Origin of the sequence: Niallia circulans NBRC 13626, from assembly GCF_001591585.1 — a bacterium.
GTDB lineage: Bacteria > Bacillota > Bacilli > Bacillales > Cytobacillaceae > Niallia > Niallia circulans.
The window spans coordinates 41,517-63,317 of the sequence record NZ_BCVE01000016.1 but is presented as its reverse complement, the minus strand read 5'-3'; the positions used below and the strand labels follow the sequence as shown (position 1 = coordinate 63,317).

At 34.5% G+C, this 21,801-nt stretch carries 16 protein-coding genes and 1 other annotated feature (1 of these 17 cut by a window edge); of the genes, 10 read left to right on the top strand and 6 right to left on the bottom strand.

Annotation, left to right across the window (positions count from 1 at the left end; all coding sequences use genetic code 11):
- Positions 1–152 (top strand) — a binding site (T-box leader) (it extends 66 nt beyond the left edge of the window).
- Between the two features lie 84 nt (positions 153–236).
- Both proS and BCI01S_RS17530 read left to right on the top strand, forming a co-directional pair.
- A complete protein-coding gene (gene proS, locus BCI01S_RS17535; protein WP_061800372.1) occupies positions 237–1,670 on the top strand; it encodes a proline--tRNA ligase in 1,434 nt (477 codons plus the stop codon).
- A gap of 229 nt (positions 1,671–1,899) precedes the next feature.
- Positions 1,900–2,664, top strand: a complete 765-nt coding sequence (locus BCI01S_RS17530) for a TraX family protein (protein WP_061800370.1) — start codon at positions 1,900–1,902, stop codon at positions 2,662–2,664.
- A gap of 219 nt (positions 2,665–2,883) precedes the next feature.
- Here the strand turns inward: BCI01S_RS17530 and BCI01S_RS17525 are convergent, their stop codons facing one another.
- The 5 genes from BCI01S_RS17525 to BCI01S_RS17505 form a co-directional block, all read right to left on the bottom strand.
- On the bottom strand, positions 2,884–3,762 hold the full coding sequence (locus BCI01S_RS17525) for a cation diffusion facilitator family transporter (protein WP_047943751.1): 879 nt from the start codon (positions 3,760–3,762) through the stop codon (positions 2,884–2,886).
- Positions 3,763–3,958: 196 nt separating this feature from the next.
- Positions 3,959–4,810: an anti-sigma-V factor RsiV gene (gene rsiV, locus BCI01S_RS17520; RefSeq protein WP_061800368.1), complete on the bottom strand. Its 852-nt coding sequence runs from the start codon at positions 4,808–4,810 to the stop codon at positions 3,959–3,961.
- A gap of 12 nt (positions 4,811–4,822) precedes the next feature.
- Positions 4,823–5,308, bottom strand: a complete 486-nt coding sequence (gene sigV, locus BCI01S_RS17515; RefSeq protein ID WP_047943753.1) for an RNA polymerase sigma factor SigV — start codon at positions 5,306–5,308, stop codon at positions 4,823–4,825.
- Between the two features lie 180 nt (positions 5,309–5,488).
- Positions 5,489–7,690 (bottom strand): MMPL family transporter, encoded by a 2,202-nt coding sequence (locus BCI01S_RS17510; RefSeq protein WP_061800367.1) that lies wholly within the window; start codon positions 7,688–7,690, stop codon positions 5,489–5,491.
- 120 nt (positions 7,691–7,810) lie between these two features.
- Entirely contained in the window at positions 7,811–8,440 is a 630-nt protein-coding gene (locus BCI01S_RS17505; RefSeq protein ID WP_047943755.1) for a TetR/AcrR family transcriptional regulator, read from the bottom strand.
- Between the two features lie 369 nt (positions 8,441–8,809).
- Between BCI01S_RS17505 and adhE the strand changes: the two genes are divergently transcribed.
- On the top strand, positions 8,810–11,422 hold the full coding sequence (gene adhE / locus BCI01S_RS17500) for a bifunctional acetaldehyde-CoA/alcohol dehydrogenase (protein ID WP_047943756.1): 2,613 nt from the start codon (positions 8,810–8,812) through the stop codon (positions 11,420–11,422).
- Between the two features lie 59 nt (positions 11,423–11,481).
- Here the strand turns inward: adhE and BCI01S_RS17495 are convergent, their stop codons facing one another.
- Positions 11,482–12,507, bottom strand: coding sequence for an HD-GYP domain-containing protein (locus BCI01S_RS17495; protein ID WP_061800364.1), 1,026 nt, complete (start codon positions 12,505–12,507; stop codon positions 11,482–11,484).
- Between the two features lie 248 nt (positions 12,508–12,755).
- Here BCI01S_RS17495 and BCI01S_RS17490 point away from each other — a divergent pair, with 248 nt between their 5' ends.
- From BCI01S_RS17490 to BCI01S_RS17460, 7 genes are all read left to right on the top strand, one after another.
- The gene (locus BCI01S_RS17490; protein WP_235844534.1) at positions 12,756–13,043 is read left to right on the top strand and encodes a hypothetical protein; all 288 of its coding nucleotides are present in this window, start codon (positions 12,756–12,758) and stop codon (positions 13,041–13,043) included.
- A 215-nt stretch (positions 13,044–13,258) separates the two neighbouring features.
- Positions 13,259–14,125 carry an STAS domain-containing protein gene (locus BCI01S_RS17485; protein ID WP_061800362.1) on the top strand — a complete coding sequence of 289 codons (867 nt, stop codon included), beginning with the start codon at positions 13,259–13,261 and terminating at the stop codon, positions 14,123–14,125.
- A 12-nt stretch (positions 14,126–14,137) separates the two neighbouring features.
- Positions 14,138–14,371, top strand: a complete 234-nt coding sequence (locus BCI01S_RS17480; RefSeq protein ID WP_047943757.1) for a CsbA family protein — start codon at positions 14,138–14,140, stop codon at positions 14,369–14,371.
- A gap of 416 nt (positions 14,372–14,787) precedes the next feature.
- The gene (gene uvrB, locus BCI01S_RS17475) at positions 14,788–16,767 is read left to right on the top strand and encodes an excinuclease ABC subunit UvrB (protein ID WP_095258576.1); all 1,980 of its coding nucleotides are present in this window, start codon (positions 14,788–14,790) and stop codon (positions 16,765–16,767) included.
- Positions 16,768–16,774: 7 nt separating this feature from the next.
- Complete coding sequence (gene uvrA, locus BCI01S_RS17470; protein ID WP_061800359.1) at positions 16,775–19,651, top strand: excinuclease ABC subunit UvrA; 2,877 nt, start codon at positions 16,775–16,777, stop codon at positions 19,649–19,651.
- A gap of 356 nt (positions 19,652–20,007) precedes the next feature.
- Entirely contained in the window at positions 20,008–21,132 is a 1,125-nt protein-coding gene (locus tag BCI01S_RS17465) for a DUF4097 family beta strand repeat-containing protein (protein ID WP_047943760.1), read from the top strand.
- A gap of 124 nt (positions 21,133–21,256) precedes the next feature.
- Complete coding sequence (locus BCI01S_RS17460; RefSeq protein WP_047943761.1) at positions 21,257–21,610, top strand: phage holin family protein; 354 nt, start codon at positions 21,257–21,259, stop codon at positions 21,608–21,610.
- The last annotated feature ends 191 nt before the right edge of the window (positions 21,611–21,801 follow it).

Genomic DNA, 21,801 nt, shown 5'->3' with positions numbered 1-21,801 from the left:
GGACCTATAGGCTTACCTGTTGAACCTGCCTTTTTCGTTCTGTATCGAATAGACTTTGTTTAAGAAGATTCAGCGGTTCAATACCGTTAACATGGAAGAGTGTAAAGCTTTGCTTTGAATTAGGGTGGTACCGCCATTAATTGGTCCCTAATGAATAGCAAAGTTTTTTTTTATGGTCTTTTACTAAGAAAAGACCACTTGAAATAAAACACAGATAAAATAGGAGGCCCTTTAAAATGGCGAAGGATTTTGTAAAAAGCATTACTAGCATGGAAGATGATTTTGCCCAGTGGTATACAGATGTAGTGACAAAAGCGGAACTAATCGATTATTCAAGTGTAAGAGGTTCTATGATTATTCGACCATATGGAACAGCGATTTGGGAGAATATTAAAGAAGCTTTAGATAAACGTATTAAAGAAACAGGGCATGAGAATGTTTATATGCCATTATTTATTCCAGAAAGCCTTTTACAAAGAGAAAAAGATCATATTGAGGGATTCGCTCCAGAAGTAGCATGGGTTACACATGGCGGAGACGAGAAATTAGCAGAAAGACTTTGTGTGCGCCCAACATCAGAAGTGCTTTTTGCAGAGCATTATAAAAATATTATTCATTCCTATCGCGATCTTCCTAAGCTATATAATCAGTGGGCCAATGTTGTGCGCTGGGAAAAGACGACACGTCCATTCTTACGTACTTTAGAATTTTTATGGCAAGAAGGGCATACATGTCATGAAACGGAAGAGGATGCAGATAGAGAAACAATTCAAATGCTTCAGGTCTATGCCGAAATATGCGAAAAGTACTTGGCGCTTCCAGTGATCAAAGGGCGTAAAACAGAAAAAGAAAAGTTTGCAGGCGCGAAATACACCTATACAATTGAAAGCCTGATGCATGACGGCAAAGCATTACAATCAGGTACTTCGCATAATCTCGGCGATGGCTTTGCGAAATCCTTTGGAATTCAGTTCTCGGACAGAGATGGCAACTTGCAGCATGTTCAGCAGACATCATGGGGCTTTACGACAAGAATCATTGGTGCCATGATTATGGTTCATGGGGATGACCGCGGCTTAGTAGTACCGCCAATGATTGCACCAACACAAGTAATGATTGTTCCAATTGCCCAGCATAAGGAAGGGGTATTGGATTTTGCCTACGATTTACAGAAGAAACTAAGTAATTCGCTCCGCGTTGGTATCGATGCAAGTGATAAAAAGCCAGGCTGGAAATTTAATGAGTATGAAATGAAAGGAATTCCTCTCCGTCTAGAAGTGGGACCAAAAGATATCGAGAAAAATCAAGTGGTTCTTGTGAGAAGAGATACTGGAGAGAAACAATTTGTCTCTATGGATGGATTAGAAGAAACAATAACGCAATTATTAACAGATATCCAAGACAACTTGTTAAAGAAAGCCACAGATCATAGAGAAGAAAACACTCATACTGCTGTAAATTTTGATGAATTTAAACAGTTGACGGCAAAAGAAAAGCCAGGATTTATTAAAGCAATGTGGTGTGAAGATCAAGCGTGTGAAGATAAAATAAAGGAAGAAACAAGTGCAACATCTAGATGTATGCCTTTTGAGCAAGAAACCATCGCTGATACTTGTGTATGCTGTGGCAAAAAAGCTAATAAATTAGTATATTGGGCAAAAGCATATTAATATTTTTGCCTAAATTAAATGGATAGTAAAAAACGAGGAATTTGGATTCGAAAATATGTAGATGGTTCTAGTAAAAAAAGCTGGAATTTATGTAAAAGGTAGGTAATGTAAGATCATCTACTTGGACAACCATGAAATTCTAAGTTTAAATATAAATAATAAAAAACACTAAATGACAAATATAAAGCGCCTAGTTCTATAGGTGCTTTTCTTCATTAAGGAGATGATCATGAATACTACTTTAATAAAAATAATAGCTTTAATTTTTATGCTAATAGATCATATAGGGGAATTTATTCCTGGTACTCCAGTATATTTAAGATGGGTAGGGAGAATAGCAGCACCGATTTTTATTTATTTTGTGATAATAGGTATGACTCACACATCTAATAAACATCGATATCTCTTCCGTTTGTATATTGCTAGTGTTATCATGGCTTGCATTAATGTGTTTATTAATCAAAATTATAATACGGGAGTAGGAATTACTAATAATTTTTTTGCGACATTATTTGCAATTGCATTATTAATTTATGTAATCGATAAGCGAAGTTGGAGATATTTCAGTATCTACTTAATATGGCAGATGATAAGTACGGTGCTTTCTACCCTCTTTAAAGAAATATTTATATTAAATGCAGCTCTGACATATCCTTTTTATGGAGCTATATTTGGAAATGTACTGCATGTAGAAGGGGGAATCTTGTTCGTTTTATTAGGTATTGTTTTTTATTTATTTAGAAATAAAAAACAACTAGTAATAAGCTATTCGATTTATTGCCTTTTTATCTTTTTAGTATATGAAAAATGGGGAGGTAGTTTAAATTGGTTTTCCCGACTTTTACTTCCGTTTGCAGACTTCCAATGGATGATGATTTTAGCTTTGCCATTGCTCTATTTTTATAATGGGGAAAAAGGAGTTGGCTTAAAATATTTTTTCTATTTCTTTTATCCAATACATATTATTATTTTATATTTTATTGGAACGAGTTAAAGAGTAATGATGTAAGCCAACTCAATGAGTTGGCTATTTTCTTACTCTATACAACATAATAGTGTGTGTGCTCATATATACTCATGATACTCAAAAAAGCAAAAGGCAGCATTAGCCTATAGTGAGGAAAATTCCGCCTTTTTGTATTTGGGGATTACTTAAAAAAGTCGATCTCCAGATTTCTCCGTTATACTTCTAAATACTATCTCATTTGTTTTTTTATTGTTTTTCTTCGTCTGGCTCAATATGGACATGGACCTCTAATACATTAAATTCATTTATTAAAGCATTCTCTACAGCAGAAGAGATATCATGGGCATCGGTAATATCTAGTTTCTGATTAACAGTAATAACAACATCCACAACTGGGCTGTTCCCATAGTTTCTCGCTTTAATTTCTTTTACAGCTTTAACGCCATCTGTATGCAAAATGGTCTTTTTATATTTATCAATCAATAAAACATCAAAACCATCTGTCAGATAATGAGTGGTTTCTCGGAAAATTCCCCAAGCTGTTTTACAAATTAACAGGCCAACGATACAAGCCGCTAGTGGATCTAAAAATTCCAAGTTTAATTGTGCTCCAAAAATGCCGACAGCAGTACCAAAACTAACTATCGAATCAGAAAAATTATCTTTCGCTGCTGCTTTTACAGCTTGGCTATTTATTTTTTTTCCTAATCGTAAATTGATCCGATAGACAAAGAACATAACAGCACCACAGGCGATAGCTGTATATGCTGCCACTAAATCAGGTGCTTGTCTAGAATGAGTAAAGAAGGAAGAGATTGCTTGGTATAATACTTGTAATCCAACACTCATCATAATAAAGGAAGCAATTAACGAAGCAACAGTTTCCGCTTTCCAATGACCATAAGGATGGTCTTTATCAGCTGGTTTTTGAGATAGTCGCAAGCCAATTAAAACGGCAACAGAAGCAATAATATCGGTGAAATTATTCCATCCATCTGCTTTTAAAGCTTGCGAATCTGTGCTATTTCCAATAATTAATTTCACTGATGCTAAAATAATATATGTAATAATGCTTAATATCGCGGCTCGTTCTCCGAGCTTTAAGTCTGCATATTTTTTATCCATTGCAAATGCCTCCTTAACTACCTCACTAATCATATCAAGTCACTATAGGGTGGGTCTAGAGCAACGTTTTTATACCTATCAACAAAAGTATGAGGAAGAGAAAACAGTTTGCCAGAGGAAAACTTTTCAATTATAAAAGAAGAAAAGTCAGAGGGAAGGAATAAATCCTATCCTCTGACTTATCATTGATAACCAATTATCTTATATATAAATCACTTACTAAATAATCCTTTATTACCTCGGATGGAACGAGAAATTCAACTGTTCCCATATATCCAGGTGCTACTTCGTATTCATTAAAGCAAATGACCAATTTATGCTGTTTGTTTATATAGAAATTTTGGTGTGGATCGATTTTATCAAATCCTTCTGGATCGGTATCATTTTTTATGAAATAGCTTCCGGTGTCTGCTTTCATTTGCTTGTTCATTTCATGTAAAATGTACGAACTAATAGCATCAATGTAAGAATCATCTTTAAATAAACTTGGTAATGTAATTAACAGTTCGTTTTGTTTATCGATTGTATCATAGTGAATAGATTCTGCAGCAGATGCTTTTGTTTCGACCGTATATCGACCCAGCGATAATAACAAATCATCATCTGTTTTAACGATATAGCCACTTTCGAGCGAGTAGTTTCCATTCTCATTTGCTGTTTCTTGTTGAAATTTAGAATAAAGCTCTTTTGATTCTTGAACGTATTGTTGGTTTAATGTCTGTGAAAGAGTTTTATTCTCTAAGCCAGTTACTTCAGGTGTTTTGATATCAAGCTGATTGTTCTCTTTCGTTTCTTTCCACTCTGTTATTGTAACGACCTTAATGACTTTGTTTAAAAAAGGGATATCTGATAAGGTGCTTGCTGCTGCCGGACTTATATTAACCGTTGTAATGAATAAAAGGATGGAAGCAGCTAAGAAGATAGCGTTTTTTGAAACACTTCTCAAAGTACGATATCGTTTAATCGATTTATGTGTCTGTTTCTCCAATTCATTTGGTATGGGTATATTTAAATAATCCTTTTTCATCTTTTCTAATTTTCTATCCATTATATTCCTCCACTATTTCATTTCTATACGAAGTATTTTTAGTGCCTTATAAAGCTTTGTTTTTACTGTATTTATATTTTCATCTAATACAGAAGCGATTTCTTCGAGCTTTAAATCTTCAAAAAAACGAAGAATCACAATGGTTTTATAAGATGGTGGAAGTTGATTCATTGCTTGTTCTAAATCTAAATTTTTGTAAGTATCGACAGAACTTGAAGCAAGCACTTCTAAACTGTCATCGTCTGCCACATACCACCGTTTCTTTTTTCGCAAAAAATCAAGAGACGTTGTAGCGACAATACGATAAAACCAACTTTTCATCATAGCAGTATCTTTTAATTGATGTTGTTTTCTTAACGCTTTATGAATAGAGTCTTGTACAATATCCAAGGCATCTTCTTGATTCCGTACATAAGAGTATGCAAATCGGTAGAAGCTTTCCTTATGATCCATAATAAATGTAATTAACTCCGTTTCTTTTTTATTTTTGTTTAACATAGAAGAGCTCCTTTATGGAAGAAATACGTAATAACTTAAGTTTTACAAGGAATAGACGTATGGAAAGGGGATTTTGTTTTAAGAAAATCAAATAAATTAAAAAAAGAAGGACTAAATGGAAGGGAGAGAAGAAAATCCTCCAAGCTTTCTGGTGAGACAGGACTTGGAGGAATAAATAATCTATTCTTTTTCTTTTACATGTAGTTTCTTGCTTGGCCAAAAGGCAGCATTTCCTAATAGGGAAGTTATTCCAGGCACTAAAAATGGTCTTACAATAAAGGTATCCAGCACAATTCCGATTGCAGTTATGGTTCCAAAATGGACAAGTACTTGCATTGGTAAAGTCGTAAGTACCATAAAGGTAGCAGCTAAAATGACTCCAGCAGAAGTAATAACACCGCCAGATTCTGCTACACCTTCTTTCACCGCTTGTAAGAGGGGCTTTTCTTTGCGTTTCTTCCATATGCTTGAAATCATGAAGATATTATAATCTTCTCCTAATGCCACAATGAATACAAAAGAGTATAGCGGAATTAATCCTTGAATTGCCTCCACTCCGAATCCGTAATGAAGGATAATCCAGCCCAATCCTAATGCGCTAAAATAGGAAAGCAGAACGGTTGCAATCAAATAGATGGTTGCTGTTATAGAGCGTAAATAAATAAGTAAAAGGATGGCAATCATGGTTAAAATAACAGGAATGACCATTTGCGCATCATCATTTGTTAATTCTCTTGTATCGTATTGCTCTGCAGTAATTCCAGCAATCCAAACATTATCGTTCGCATTTTTGATACTATTCTCCTGAAGCACTTCTTCCAATGTTTCCCGAATTGCTGGTAGTTTATCCATCGCTTCATTTGAATAAGGATTAGTTTGAAGCTCCACTGAATATTTGATTAAATCAGGATTCTTTTTCCCTGCTTCACCCTCTGAAACCTTTGCGATAAAATCTAATTGCTTCAATGACTCCTCGACTTTTACAGCTTCTCCTTCGGTGTTAATAATAACCGATAAGGGAGCAAGTTCCCCTGCATTAAAATGATCTTCAATTAAAGTAAAGCCTTCTCTTGAGGGCATATCATCCGGAAATGAGGATAATAAGTCATACGTATACTCTGTTTTAAGAGAAAAAAGAGCAAAAATTCCAAGTAATATTGTCGTGAGAATCGTCACTTTCCATGGATGTTTTGTTACTACTGTACCAATCGCGTTTCCAAGTGATTTTCTTTTTTTCGCTGTTTTTTTCATGCCCTTTTTTGCTAATAATTCTTCTGTTCTAGGAACGAATGGATAAAAAGATAGTCTCCCGATAATAGCTAAAATGGCAGGGACAATACTTAAACTAGCAATCATCATTATGAGTATAGATAAGCTAAATGGAATGGCAAATCGGTGAACTGCCCCATATTGAGCTAATAATAATGCAATGAGGGAGAAAAATACTGTTAAACCACTCATCGCCACGGCTCCGCCAGAACGTTTTAAGGCTTTTTGCATCGCAATTTCCTTTACTGATTCTTGTGTTAGTAACGTACGATATCTACTGATAATGAATAAACAATAGTCTGTACCGGCTCCAAAAAGCAATACGGTCATAATAGCAATGCTTTGAGAATCAAATTCAATCCACCCTAACTCACCTAAGAAGCCAAGTAAAGGACTGATAACTCCATAAGCGATTCCAACTCCGATTAGCGGGATTAACGCTAATACTGGAGAACGATAAATGACAAGCAAACAAATTAAAACTATCATAACTGTGCCAATGAGTAATGATAAGTCACCTTGGCTAAACAGCTCTGTCGCATCAATAGAGATACCTACTGGACCGGTTGTTCTTGCATGTAATTTTGTTTCATCTTTTATAGAGGTGTTAAAAGGATTTTCTCCCCATAAGTTACTAGCAGCTTTTTCTAATTCCTGAACACCTGTCTTGAGTTCACTTGTTGCTAAATTATTTTCAAATAAAAGCGGGAGAACGAATGTTGTTCCATCTTCAGAAATTTGTCGCTTTACTGCCTCTATCGGTAGTTGATGATAGGGAATAATCATTTCTTGATGGATTAGCGGCTTCTCTGTTAGTTGTTTGGTAAGCTCTTGGATTTGTTGTAAATCTTGATTAGATAATCCTGTTGATCGATACCAAGCAATTAATGCCGGCGTTCCTTGTTCATTGGGAAATTCTTCTTTCATTTTTTCCTCTGCCTGCTGTGATAAAGCAGTAGTGGGAATATTTCTAGCTAAATCATTTTTCTGTGAGCTAGCCTGAGGTAAAAACATGCTTACTATTCCGACAAGGAGAAGCCAGGCAATTAAAGTAATCCACTTTCCCTTTTTACTGGTTACTGCAGTAAAATATCGCTGAATATAATGTTTCATTTTTCCACTCCTTAAAGACGTAACTTATCAATCGATAAGTAAGATGTAAAAAAACTTATCGATTGATAAGTTGAGTATATAATTAATACAGAAAGAAATGAAGTGTTTTTTACAAAATCATTACCTATCTACTAGGCCGAATAAAAATAAATGAACAATTAACTTTGCCTTTCGCTGGATTTCTTTTTTTTGTTGATTAGAAGATAGTTCTTTCATATAAGAAGGCTGCATTGCTGTTTGAATATATTGAAGAAACATCAAGGCAATTTCTTTGCTATTAGTGTCTATTTTATTGTAGGAAATATTTGCATTGTTTTTTTCCTCTTGATCAAATACATGTATAATGGGATTCAAAAATCCTTCCTGCCAGCGAATTCTTAAATGTGTTTGGACATCAGACGGCATTTCATGCTGTAAGTCATGAAACATTTGCATTAAATCCTCTTGATAATTTTCTAAAAAGTAAATAGCAATTTGATAGAGACATTCTTCAAGATTCTCAAATTCTTTCGTAATGTTTAAGAGAGCATGTTCTGTTTGCTTTATAGATGTATTAATTACTTCTTTATAAATATCTTGTTTATTTTTAAAATGATGATATAAAGCTGGCTGTGTAATTCCACAATGTTCTGCAATCATCCTTGTACTAACCTTCCGATATCCTAATTCCATAAATAACTGATAGGAAACATGGATAATGAAATGATAGGTATCATGATTGGTATTTGACTTAACTATTTTTTTATTCACATTGTAAACCCTTTCATTGTTGAATTTATCACATTTAATATTATAGAAAAAATAAAGGGATATTTCAAATTTGAATAAAATGTGAACAAGTTTGTGAAAATATGAACAATTTTATTTAAATAGGCTTGAAGGTTTTTGCGAGTCGTTATATGATAAGCATGTAAAGAAAAACTAACGAGAATTTGCAAAAAAGCAACAAGAACTGTAAGTTGGTAGGAAAATTAAACTACTATATTAGTAGTTTTTCTTTAAAGAAGAATTTGTGAAAATAATCACAAACAGACTGCTTTTGTAAAGTGGTTTTTTCTTTAAAGTTATATGTGAAAACATTCACATAATTATCATTCTCTATAATTGGAGGGATCTACAATGTCAGTTGTTGAAAAAGAAGTAAAAGGGAAAAATGAACAAGTTGATGTGCAAGCAGTTATTGATGAAATGGCAGCGAAAGGAAAAAAAGCACTAAAGGAGTTTATGTCCTTAAATCAAGAGCAAGTAGATGAAATTGTAAAAGCAATGGCTCTTGCTGGCTTAGATAAGCATATGTATTTAGCTAAACTAGCAGTAGAAGAAACCGGAAGAGGTATTTATGAAGATAAAATAACAAAGAATATATTCTCTACTGAATATATATACCACAATATTAAATATGATCGTACAGTTGGGGTAATAAATGAGGACCAACAAACAGGAATTGTCGAAATCGCTGATCCAGTTGGAGTGATTGCAGGAGTAACACCTGTTACAAATCCTACATCTACTACAATGTTTAAAGCTATTATTGCTATTAAAACACGCAATCCAATTATTTTTGCTTTCCATCCTTCTGCACAAAAATGCAGCAGTGAAGCGGCTCGAATCTTAAGGGATGCAGCTGTAAAAGCAGGAGCACCAGAGAACTGTATTCAATGGGTTGAAAAGCCTTCGATTGAAACAACAAAAGCACTAATGAACCATAACGATATTGCGCTGATTCTTGCAACTGGTGGACCAGGTATGGTTAAATCTGCATACAGCTGTGGCAAACCAGCACTGGGAGTTGGAGCCGGTAATGTACCTTGTTATATTGAAAAAACAGCAAAAGTTAAAAGAGCAGTCACTGATTTAATTCTTTCTAAAACATTCGATAATGGAATGATTTGTGCCTCTGAACAAGCAGTAATCATTGATAAAGAAATCTATGAAGAAGTGAAAAATCTATTAGTTCGTAATAGCTGTTACTTCTTAAATAAAGAGGAATTAGCTAAAGTAGAAAAACTAGTAATTAATGAAAACACATGTGCTGTAAATCCTGATATCGTTGGTAAATCTGCTCATTATATCGCAGGATTGGCAGGAGTAAAAGTTCCGGAAGATACTAAAATACTTCTTGCAGAATTAGAGGGTGTGGGACCAAATTACCCGCTATCAAGAGAAAAATTAAGTCCAGTCCTTGCATGCTATAAAGTAGAATCAACAGAAGAAGGAATCAAACGTGCAGAAGAAATGCTAGAATTTGGCGGTTTAGGACACTCAGCAGTTATTCACTCTGAAGATCCAAAAGTAATCGAAAGCTTTGCGCTAAGAATGAAAGCATGCCGCATTATTAACAACGCACCATCTTCTCAGGGTGCGATCGGTGATATCTACAATGCCTTCATGCCATCTTTAACACTTGGTTGTGGATCTTATGGTAAAAACTCTGTATCTACTAACGTAACAGACATTCATTTATTGAATGTAAAAAAACTAGCAAAAAGGAATGTAAATATGCAATGGTTTAAAGTTCCATCAAAAATCTATTTTGAGAAAAACTCTGTACAGTATTTACAAAAAATGAAGGACATTTCTAGGGTGTTTATCGTAACTGATCCATATATGGTCAAATTTGGATATGTAGATAAATTACTTTATAACTTAAGAAAACGTTCAAATCTAGTGCAAGTAGAAGTATTTTCCGATGTAGAGCCAGATCCATCTATTGAAACAGTTGTTAGAGGAACAGAAATGATGGCTAAATTCCAGCCAGATTGTATTATCGCTCTTGGTGGGGGATCTCCAATGGATGCAGCAAAAGGAATGTGGTTATTCTACGAACATCCAGATGAAGAGTTCTTCGGCTTAAAGCAAAAGTTCTTAGATATCCGTAAAAGAGTATATAAATATCCAGCGTTGGGAGGAAAAGCTAAATTTGTGGCAATTCCAACTACTTCTGGTACTGGTTCTGAAGTAACATCCTTTGCGGTTATTACAGATAAAGAGCAAAATATTAAATATCCTTTAGCAGATTATGAGCTAACACCAGATGTAGCAATCATTGATCCACAATTTGTGATGACAGTTCCACCATCCGTTACAGCAGATACAGGTATGGACGTACTAACACATGCTGTGGAGGCATATGTATCAAATATGGCAAATGACTATACAGATGCATTAGCAGTTAAAGCTGTTCAATTGATCTTTGAATATTTACCAAGAGCATATCGCAATGGAAATGATGAAGAAGCACGTGAAAAAGTGCATAATGCTTCTACGATTGCTGGTATGGCGTTTGCAAATGCGTTCTTAGGAATTAACCATAGCTTGGCACATAAATTAGGAGCCGAATTCCATATCGCACATGGTCGTTCCAATGCAATTTTATTGCCACATGTTATCAGATATAATGCAGAGAAACCAAAAAAATTCATGTCATTCCCTAAATATGAATACTTTAAAGCAGATGAACGTTATGCAGAGCTTGCCAGAATTCTTGGATTGCCAGCAAATACAGTTGAACAAGGTGTAGACAACTTTGTGAAGGCAGTAATTAGACTAGGGAAAGAACTGAATATTCCTATGAGTATTGCTGCCCAAGGCGTAGATGCAAAAGAATTTGAAGCAAAAGTGGATTATTTAGCGGACCGGGCTTTTGAGGATCAATGTACAACAGCTAACCCTAAATTACCATTAGTTACAGAGTTGGCAGATATTTATCGTAAAGCCTATAAAGGGGTTTGAAAAATCCCTGAATAATAAAAAAAATGGTCAAATCTTTGTGATTTGACCATTTTTTTTATTCAATTTGCTAATCCAGTAATCTTCAAAGAGGAAGTCCTGCGTAAATCAATATAGGAATCCTTTAGCCGAATCAATGGTAAATGAGGTTCATTTTGATGAATAAAGATAATTTCTGCCGTTTCATTATTAGATAGTATGACTTTTTTAAAGAGCTGCTTTCTCATAATGAAATTGGTAAATGGAATAACAATAGCAGGATTTAAAGCATTTCCATAGGATTCATTTATTAATTCATCGATAGCTTCAATGTAGGTTTTCTTGTCTTTATACGTATTAGAAGTACACATGCTATTAAATATGTCTGCAACGGAAACGATTTGGATCAAGAAGGGAATATCCTTTTCTGTACGCTGAGAGGGATAGCCTTTGCCATTTATTTTTTCATGATGTAACAGAGCAGTTCGCGATATTAATATATCCAATTGCGGAACTTGAAATAAGATGCCTTTTCCATAGATCGTGTGTTTTTGCATTTCTTTATATTCTGTTTGTGTTAAACGAGCAGATACTTTTAAAATGGATGGATCCAATTTTAACATGCCGATATCATGAAATAATCCCATTTGACTAAGCAGATGGCATTGCTTTTTAGGTAATCCTAAAATTTTCCCAATAATGGCAGAAAGGATTCCAACATTAATACTATGCTGGTAAATATAATCATCTGGTGAGACTTCTTTATGAAGAATTTCTAAAATAGCTAATTCTTGAAGAGAAGAATTAATAGTGTTTTTAAAATCATGCAGAAGTTTCTCCACCGTGCTGTTATCTTGTTTGATGATGCGATGGAAAGTTTCTTTTACCTCATCTAGCAAATTAGTAAATTCCTTATTATCGGAGGAGGCAGAGGTTTCATCTGTAGGTTCAATTACATCAAATGGATTAACCTGATGCTTTGTAAGTAAGTCAATATGCTTCTTCGTTAAGATGGAGTTCTTTTTTAGTAGAAATAAGCCTTCAATAGAGTTTGAATAAACATCCCTTTTTATACGATACCCAACAATATTCATAGTTCCTTTTCCCATATTATTTGTCTCCTTTACATAATGGCTATATATTGCTGCTTCGCATCCCCTTATTAGTAAATATTACCTTAGCTCTATCGTAGATAAAACAGACTTTCTGACTAGTTATCACACTTCTTATTGCCTATTTTAGTAGAATTTACTAGGGATTAAGGCCTTCTGTATATTTTTCCTATTATAATAGCTATATATTTAACAAAAATAGAATAGAAGAAGATGCATAGATACATATAGAGAGGAGCATAAGGATGAAGAAGAATCGATTGAATAAAAATACATTTTCTTTACATAAGCAAAAGAAATATCAACATCATATTAATTTCATTCATAATGAATTGAGGAAGTATCGTACGATTGATATACCAAATCGTACGATAGTCATTAAGAATCAGGATTTGGAAGATTGGATTGTGGAAGAGTTAAGTCATGAAGAAGTAGATGATATTATTGTATTGCTAGAGCATGCTAAGAAAAGAGCATCTTCTGTGAAACCAATCTTTCAAGTGATTGCAACAAGCTTGTTAAAAAATACATAAGGATTCTACTTCTAGAAAAAAGACTTCTTGCTTGTTTCACTATGAGGAGAACTATATAATAGTATATATTTATCGATAAACACTAGAACGGTTTTTAAGAAAACAAGTAGAATATCAACAATAGACAGTTGTGGATGCTACTGTTATTGTATTGTGAGAAATAGCCATATAGAAACCTAATGAAGCCTTGTTTCTTGAATTAGGAGGAGAATTAGTTGGAACCTTGTATGCAAAGTTTATATACTTATTTAAATGACCATCTTGTTGATATGCGTAAAGAGTGGCTAAGCAAGATAGAAAATAGTATTTCATCCTTTTATTCAGTCAATAAATCAGCAGAGAATATGGAAGAACTAATTACCGCACATCAAACTCTTTTAGAAAATGTAATAAAGGTTTTTATTGAGGAAGAAGAAGTGTATTCAGCAAATATTTTTGAATGGGCTATTAAAGTTGCAGAAAAGCGGGCGAAAGAATTAGTTCCGATTTTAGAATCTATTGAACAGCTTAACACGGTTAAAGGGATTCTTTTATCATATGTAGAGAAGTTTTCTGCGGAGACTACTGCTCATTTAACAATTCCTACACTCTTTGAATGGATACGATTAATTCATTATGCATTTGATTTATTTGTAAATATTTTTATTGATTCTTATGATAAATATAAATTTCAGCAATTGATGGCACAGCAAGAAACTATATATGAATTAAGCAGCCCAGTTATCCCGATTACGGAGGGAATTGGTGTTCTTCCATTAATCGGAGATATTGATACAAAGAGAGCGCAATTAATTATGGAGAATACACTAAAGGAATGTAACGAGAAACGATTTAATCACTTATTTATTGATTTATCGGGTGTGCCCCTAATTGATACAATGGTTGCGCATCAAATTTTCCAAGTGATTCATGCTTTGCGATTAATTGGTGTCAAAGGTTATCTTTCAGGATTAAGACCAGAGGTGGCACAAACAGCTATTCAACTAGGTGTAGATTTTAGCCAGATACCAATATTTAATAATTTAGCAAGTGCGCTAGGAAAATTTGGATTAACGGTCAATGAAGTGAAATTTGTTAAATAGAGGTGTATATAGATGGGGAAATATCTAGCTGCACTATTTTTCCCGTGCCTATTGGTAATCCTTTTTTCAAAAGCAACCTATTATCCAATTATTGGTTTAGTCTTAACCGTAGCTTTAATAGCTGCTTCGGTTTATAGAGGATATACTGATACATTTTTATTAATTGTTGTTGATGCTTTTTCTATGACTATTGGTTATATGATCAGTAGAAATTGGAAAGAGAGATTAGCAAGTAAGGATACTTAATAGAAGAAATATAAAAAAGAATAGAGAAGAAGAATGACTAAACGATTTTCCGTCGATAAAGAGGATAGGTATTCGTGTAGTCATTTTTTTATAGGGAAATGTTTTTTGTCTTAATTCTAAATTATATTCAAAAATAAATCGAATGTTTGTTCTCTTTTTTGTGGTTTGAAATGGAAGGTTTGTGGTAGAATGATGTTATATTGATTACATAGGTAGGAATTATAAAAAAGAAATGGTAAAAATCGCCTTTTCCATTTTTGTTGTTTTCCTTAATATGACGCTTTTTGTGAAGAATTTAAATCCTTAAAACAACAGAGTTACGAAAATAACTTCTAAATATAATGGATTATTAACATAAAGCAGCAAAGGAATGGATGAATAAGCAGGCGTGCTTATATAGATCGGAGGATGGTTTAGTGAGTCATGATTTTGAATTAGTTTCAAAGTATACTCCTCAAGGAGATCAGCCAGAAGCAATCAAAAAATTAGTCTCAGGTATACAAGCAGGAGAGAAGATTCAAACCTTGCTGGGGGCAACTGGGACGGGTAAAACGTTCACCATAAGCAATGTGATTAAAGAAGTTAAAAAGCCAACTTTAATTATTGCTCACAATAAAACCTTAGCAGGTCAATTATATAGTGAGTTTAAAGAATTTTTTCCTAATAATGCAGTAGAATATTTTGTTAGCTACTATGATTATTACCAACCAGAGGCTTATGTCCCGCAAACGGATACGTTTATTGAAAAGGATGCAAGCATCAATGATGAAATTGATAAGCTCCGTCACTCAGCAACATCTTCTTTATTTGAAAGGGATGACGTAATAATTATTGCCAGTGTATCTTGTATATATGGATTAGGTTCTCCAGAAGAATATCGAGAAATGGTTGTATCATTAAGAACCGGTATGGAATTGGAAAGAAATCAATTGCTTCGTAAATTAGTGGATATTCAATACGATCGAAATGATATTGATTTTAAACGGGGAACTTTTCGTGTCCGTGGTGATGTAGTCGAAATTTTCCCAGCGTCCCGAGATGAACATTGTATTAGAGTCGAATTTTTTGGAGATGAAATTGATCGGATTCGGGAAGTGGATGCATTAACTGGTGAAATTTTAGGAGAACGAAATCATATTGCTATTTTTCCGGCGTCTCACTTCGTAACAAGAGAAGAGAAAATGAAAATAGCAATTGAAAACATTGAAAAAGAATTAGAAGAACGATTAGAGCAATTAAGAGCAGATAATAAATTATTAGAGGCTCAGCGTCTAGAACAACGCTCCCGCTATGATTTAGAAATGATGCGAGAAATGGGATTCTGTTCAGGAATAGAAAATTACTCAAGACATTTAACATTAAGACCTCCTGGATCTACTCCTTATACATTGCTGGATTATTTTCCAAAAGATTTCTTACTTGTGATTGACGAGTCTCATGTTACATTGCCGCAAATTAGAGGAATGTATAATGGTGACCAAGCGCGGAAAAACGTATTAGTAGAGCATGGTTTTCGCCTGCCGTCAGCACTTGATAACCGCCCGTTAACGTTTGGAGAATTTGAGAAGCATATTAATCAAATGATTTGTGTTTCTGCAACACCAGGACCATATGAAATCGAACATACTCCTGTTATGATTGAACAAATAATCCGTCCAACTGGATTGCTTGATCCAACCATTGATGTTCGTCCAATTGAAGGACAGATTGATGATTTAATAGCGGAAATCCATGAGAGAATTAAACGAAATGAACGGGTATTGGTAACAACACTAACGAAAAAAATGTCAGAGGATTTAACAGATTATCTGAAAGAAATAGGGATAAAAGTACAGTATCTACATTCCGAAGTAAAAACATTAGAACGGATTGAAATTATTCGAGAGTTACGTCTTGGGAAATACGATGTATTGGTAGGAATTAACCTATTGCGAGAAGGCTTGGATATTCCTGAAGTCTCACTCGTTACGATTTTGGATGCAGATAAAGAAGGATTCCTTCGTTCAGAGCGGTCCCTTATTCAAACAATCGGACGTGCAGCGAGAAATTCTAATGGTCAAGTCATCATGTACGCTGATAAGATAACCCATTCAATGGAAGTCGCCATCAGTGAGACGAAAAGACGTAGAGAAATTCAAGAAAAGTATAATGAAGAACATGGAATTACCCCGCAAACTATTCAAAAAGGAATTAGAGACACAATCCGTGCTACGCAAGCAGCAGAGGAGCCTGAAGAGTATGGAACAACTACAAAACTTGATAAATTAACGAAAAAAGAAAAAGAAGCAATGATTGCACAAATGGAGAATGAAATGAAAGAAGCAGCAAAAGCATTAAACTTCGAAAGAGCTGCAGAACTTCGCGATTTATTGCTTGAATTAAAGGCTGAGGGGTGAGAGAACAATGGCAAAAGATAAACTTATTGTAAAAGGTGCACGTGCAAATAATTTAAAAAATATTGATATAACAATACCGAGAGATCAATTAGTAGTGATAACTGGTTTATCTGGTTCAGGAAAGTCTTCTCTTGCTTTTGATACGATTTATGCAGAAGGACAAAGAAGATATGTAGAATCTTTATCCGCCTATGCGCGGCAGTTTTTAGGACAAATGGATAAGCCTGATGTTGATTCAATAGAAGGCTTATCTCCCGCTATTTCCATTGATCAGAAAACGACAAGTCGAAATCCCCGCTCCACTGTGGGGACTGTAACCGAAATTTATGATTATTTGAGATTATTATTTGCGAGGGTAGGAAGACCAACTTGTCCAGAGCATGGTATTGAAATTTCTTCTCAGACAATAGAACAGATGGTAGACCGTATTCTCGAATATCCTGAGAGAACTAGACTGCAAGTACTTGCGCCAGTTGTATCAGGGCGCAAGGGTACACATGTGAAAGTACTTGAAGATGTAAAAAAACAAGGGTACGTTCGTTTGCGCATCGATGGAGAAATGTTTGAAATTGGTGATGATATTTCTCTAGAGAAAAATAAGAAACATAATATTGAAGTAGTTATCGATCGACTTGTTGTCAAAGAGGGAATAACTGCTCGTCTGGCAGATTCATTGGAATCAGCCTTACAATTTGGGAATGGAAAAGTCATTATTGATGTGATGGGACAAGAGGAATTACTGTTTAGTGAACATCACGCTTGTCCAATTTGCGGTTTCTCTATTAGTGAATTAGAACCAAGGTTATTTTCTTTTAATAGTCCATTTGGAGCTTGTCCAGATTGTGATGGCCTCGGAAATAAACTAGTTGTAGACGTAGATTTAGTTATTCCTGATTGGAATTTAACTTTAAAGGAAAATGCGATAGCTCCATGGGAATCTATTAGTTCTCAATACTATCCGCAGCTTCTTGAAAGTGTATGTAATCATTATGGGATTGACATGAATATACCTGTAAAGAACATTCCGAAGAATCTAATGGATAAAATCCTTTATGGATCTGGAAAGGAATATATCCATTTCCGTTATGAAAATGACTTTGGCCAAGTGAGAGAAAATGATATCCAATTTGAAGGCGTTATTAAAAACGTGGAAAGAAGATATAAAGAAACTAGTTCTGACTACATCCGTGAGCAAATGCAAAAATACATGGCGGAACAGCCTTGTCGCACATGTAAAGGATATCGCCTAAAGAAAGAGGCTTTGGCTGTTTTAATTAACGGACAGCATATCGGTAAAATAACTGAAAAATCAGTGGTGGAATGCTATGAATTTATGGAGAAGGTTGATTTAACAGATAAAGAAAAACAAATTGCTAACTTAATTCTTCGAGAAATAAAAGAAAGAGTTGGATTTTTGATCAATGTTGGATTAGATTATCTAACACTAAGTAGAGCTGCAGGAACTTTATCTGGTGGAGAAGCACAAAGAATACGTTTAGCAACACAAATTGGTTCAAGGCTTACGGGTGTACTTTATATTTTGGATGAGCCTTCTATTGGGCTTCACCAAAGAGATAATGATAAATTAATCGATACACTAAGACAGATGCGTGACATAGGGAATACATTGATTGTTGTAGAACATGATGAAGACACTATGATGGCTGCTGACTATTTAATAGATGTAGGACCAGGTGCGGGTGTCCATGGTGGCGAAATTATTTCTGTTGGAACACCAAAAGAAGTAATGAATGATCCGCAATCGATAACTGGTCAGTACTTATCTGGAAAGAAATTCATTCCACTTCCATTAGAGAGAAAACAAAGTGATGGCAGATTTATTGAAATTACCGGGGCAAAAGAAAATAATTTAAAGAATGTAAATGTAAAAATACCGCTCGGAATGTTTATTGCTGTGACAGGGGTTTCTGGTTCAGGAAAAAGTACTTTAATTAATGAAATTCTTCATAAAGGCTTGGCTCAAAAGCTAAATCGTGCGAAGGCAAAGCCAGGTGCCCATAAGGAAATTAAGGGAATTGAACAATTGGAAAAAGTCATTGATATTGACCAATCTCCAATTGGCCGAACACCAAGATCGAATCCGGCAACCTATACTGGAGTGTTTGATGATATACGTGATGTTTTTGCGACAACCAATGAAGCAAAGATACGCGGTTATAAAAAAGGACGCTTTAGTTTTAATGTCAAAGGTGGAAGATGCGAAGCCTGCCGTGGAGACGGAATCATAAAAATTGAAATGCATTTCCTTCCAGACGTTTATGTTCCTTGTGAAGTTTGTCATGGCAAACGATACAATAGGGAAACATTAGAAGTGAAATATAAAGGGAAAAATATTTCCGATGTATTGGAAATGACAGTAGAAGATGGCGTATCCTTTTTTGAAAATATACCGAAAATTCATCGTAAATTGCAAACAATTGTGGACGTTGGTTTAGGATATATTAAACTCGGACAACCAGCGACTACTTTATCAGGCGGAGAGGCACAAAGGGTAAAACTAGCATCAGAACTACACCGCCGATCTACGGGTAAGTCCTTTTATATTTTGGATGAGCCGACAACAGGCTTACATGTTGATGATATTTCAAGACTATTGATTGTTCTTCAGCGACTAGTCGAAAATGGAGATACAGTACTAGTTATTGAACATAATCTCGATGTCATTAAGACAGCAGATTATATTATCGACTTAGGACCAGAAGGCGGAGATAAAGGTGGCACAATATTAGGAACAGGGACTCCTGAGGATATTGCCAATCTAAAAGGGTCTTATACAGGGAAATATTTAAAGCCAATCCTAGAGAGAGAACGGCAAAGAATGAAGGATAGTATCATAGAAGCTGAAAAGATCGCTACAACTTAAATCAAGAGACGAGGAAAGTAGAAAAGCTGAATTAATTATTCAATTCGGCTATCTGCTAAGCCTCGTCTCTTTTTTTCTTACTTACGCAGAAGTTCTTCTGAATTAGAAAATCGCTACATAAAATAAAAAGGTCAGAAAGTATTCAGATTGAAACTTTTGCAGGGGTGATTCCGTATTAACATATAGGAGTCCGTACTGTTGATTAGTAATTTCAACCACTGAGCGGCTTTGGAAGTGTTTTTTCCTTTAACAAAATAGTCTTTACATTAGCAAATGAAAATAAGCAGTGTTTTAACGTCTTATTTATGTGAAAAGTACTAAAAAGAATAAAATCGTTATTTTGAGGAGGATTTACAGTGGCAGACGAGAAAAAGCGAATTTTAGAATTAGTGGAAAGTGGAAAATTAACTGTAGATGAAGCGTTAAAGCTAATGGAAAAGGTTGATGAAGTGAATGAGAAGAAGTCTTTAAATGAAGAAGAAAAGATAATTTTAGAAGATTTTCAAAAGGAAACAAAGTTTCATGAAAAGAAGAAAGAAACATCTTCAAATTATGGATTTAATTTTCAAGCAGCGAAAGATAAGCTTTTTGACATAGTTGATACAACCATAAAAAAGGTGAAGGAAGTAGACCTTGATTTAAACTTTGGTCATTTTGAAGAAGTTTCTCACATTTTTCAATACCATAATATTGCCCCAAAAAAGGTGGATATCGATATTCCCAATGGGGAAGTGGAGCTGATTCCATGGGATCAAGAGGAAGTAAGTATTGAGTGTAAAGCTAAGGTCTATCGAGTGAATTCTTTAGAGGAAGCAAAAAAGGTATTTCTCAAGGAAGTAGATGTAATCGTAGATGAGGAGCGCTTAGTATTGAAAACGAACCATAAGTGGATGAAAGTGAAAACACAGGTTTATATTCCACAAATTTCATATGAATCGGCCATTATCCGTTTATTTAATGGACCAATTACTACTTTTGATGTTAAAGCGGAAAAATTGTATGCTAAAACAGCAAATGGTAAAATAACGCTAAAAGCTGGTGAAAATAAAAAAGTGGAGGCAGACGCTGCAAACGGCAGTATTAAAGTTGAAAAAGGAAAGATGGAAAAGCTGGATGCAGAAACAATAAATGGCTCTATTACGGTTGATGGTTATTTTAATAAAGTTGATTTACAAGCCTTCAACGGCAGTATTTCTTGTGTGAATCATTCAGAAGCCTGTGACATCCTTGAACTTCAAGGAACAACAGGAAGCATTGAAGTAAGTTTACCAGAATCTTTAGCGGTTAGTGGTGAATTAAAAACGAATTTTGGTGGATTCAATGTAGAATTAGAGGGAATACAAATAATAGAAGAAAAAAATGAAGTTCTGCAAAAAACGTTACAATTTAAATCAATCCAATCAAGTGAGCATCATACAAAAATTGAAGCTAATACTAAAACAGGATCGATTAAAGTGAAGAAAATTGATAAAAGCAATTAATTTTAATAGAAGAATTGGATAAGATACATGGACTGCACGTTGGAGAAGACAAGAAATAAAAAGTTGTCTTCTTCTGTATCTTAAATTAATCAGCTTCTTCTGTGTTTAATAAGGAGTAATTGGAATGAGATGGATAATCGGAATACTGATTAATGCTATTTTCTTTGTAGCATTAGCTGGTTTATTTCAGGAACAATTTTATTTATCGGGAATAGGTGCGGCAATTGGGGCAAGTGTGATTTTATCCTTGCTAAATATTATTGTCAAACCAATTTTAATTTTATTGACGTTACCTGTAACAGTGTTATCGCTTGGGCTATTTTTATTTGTCATCAACGCTATTACGCTGTCATTAACAGACAGGCTAATGGGAGATAGTTTTGAAATTTCGAGTTTTGGTATGTGTTTACTTTTTAGCATTCTGCTGTCACTTTGCAATATAATTGTTCAAAACACAGTTCTGCGAGGAAAAGGATAAAAGCTGCCGAGTAAAGGAGTGGAGAAAAGACCATTGCTTTACTTAGCAGCTTTTCTTATTATTTTGACTGAATTCTAGCATATATTTAGAGTTTAATGCTAAAATAAGGTGAATATGGAATTCTAAAAAAAACTACCTTAAACACCCTATACTGTTTATAAAAACTTAACAGCAATGACCTTTAAAGGAGG

Coding starts and splice junctions, on each gene's coding strand:
- proS (WP_061800372.1), top strand. CDS start 237: ATGGCGAAGGATTTTGTAAAAAGCATTACTAGCATGGAAGATGATTTT.
- rsiV (WP_061800368.1), bottom strand. CDS start 4,810: ATGGATAGAAAATTAGAAAAGATGAAAAAGGATTATTTAAATATACCC.
- BCI01S_RS17490 (WP_235844534.1), top strand. CDS start 12,756: ATGAAGAAGAATCGATTGAATAAAAATACATTTTCTTTACATAAGCAA.
- adhE (WP_047943756.1), top strand. CDS start 8,810: ATGTCAGTTGTTGAAAAAGAAGTAAAAGGGAAAAATGAACAAGTTGAT.
- BCI01S_RS17495 (WP_061800364.1), bottom strand. CDS start 12,507: ATGGGAAAAGGAACTATGAATATTGTTGGGTATCGTATAAAAAGGGAT.
- BCI01S_RS17460 (WP_047943761.1), top strand. CDS start 21,257: ATGAGATGGATAATCGGAATACTGATTAATGCTATTTTCTTTGTAGCA.
- BCI01S_RS17480 (WP_047943757.1), top strand. CDS start 14,138: ATGGGGAAATATCTAGCTGCACTATTTTTCCCGTGCCTATTGGTAATC.
- BCI01S_RS17525 (WP_047943751.1), bottom strand. CDS start 3,762: ATGGATAAAAAATATGCAGACTTAAAGCTCGGAGAACGAGCCGCGATA.
- BCI01S_RS17510 (WP_061800367.1), bottom strand. CDS start 7,690: ATGAAACATTATATTCAGCGATATTTTACTGCAGTAACCAGTAAAAAG.
- sigV (WP_047943753.1), bottom strand. CDS start 5,308: ATGTTAAACAAAAATAAAAAAGAAACGGAGTTAATTACATTTATTATG.
- uvrA (WP_061800359.1), top strand. CDS start 16,775: ATGGCAAAAGATAAACTTATTGTAAAAGGTGCACGTGCAAATAATTTA.
- BCI01S_RS17530 (WP_061800370.1), top strand. CDS start 1,900: ATGAATACTACTTTAATAAAAATAATAGCTTTAATTTTTATGCTAATA.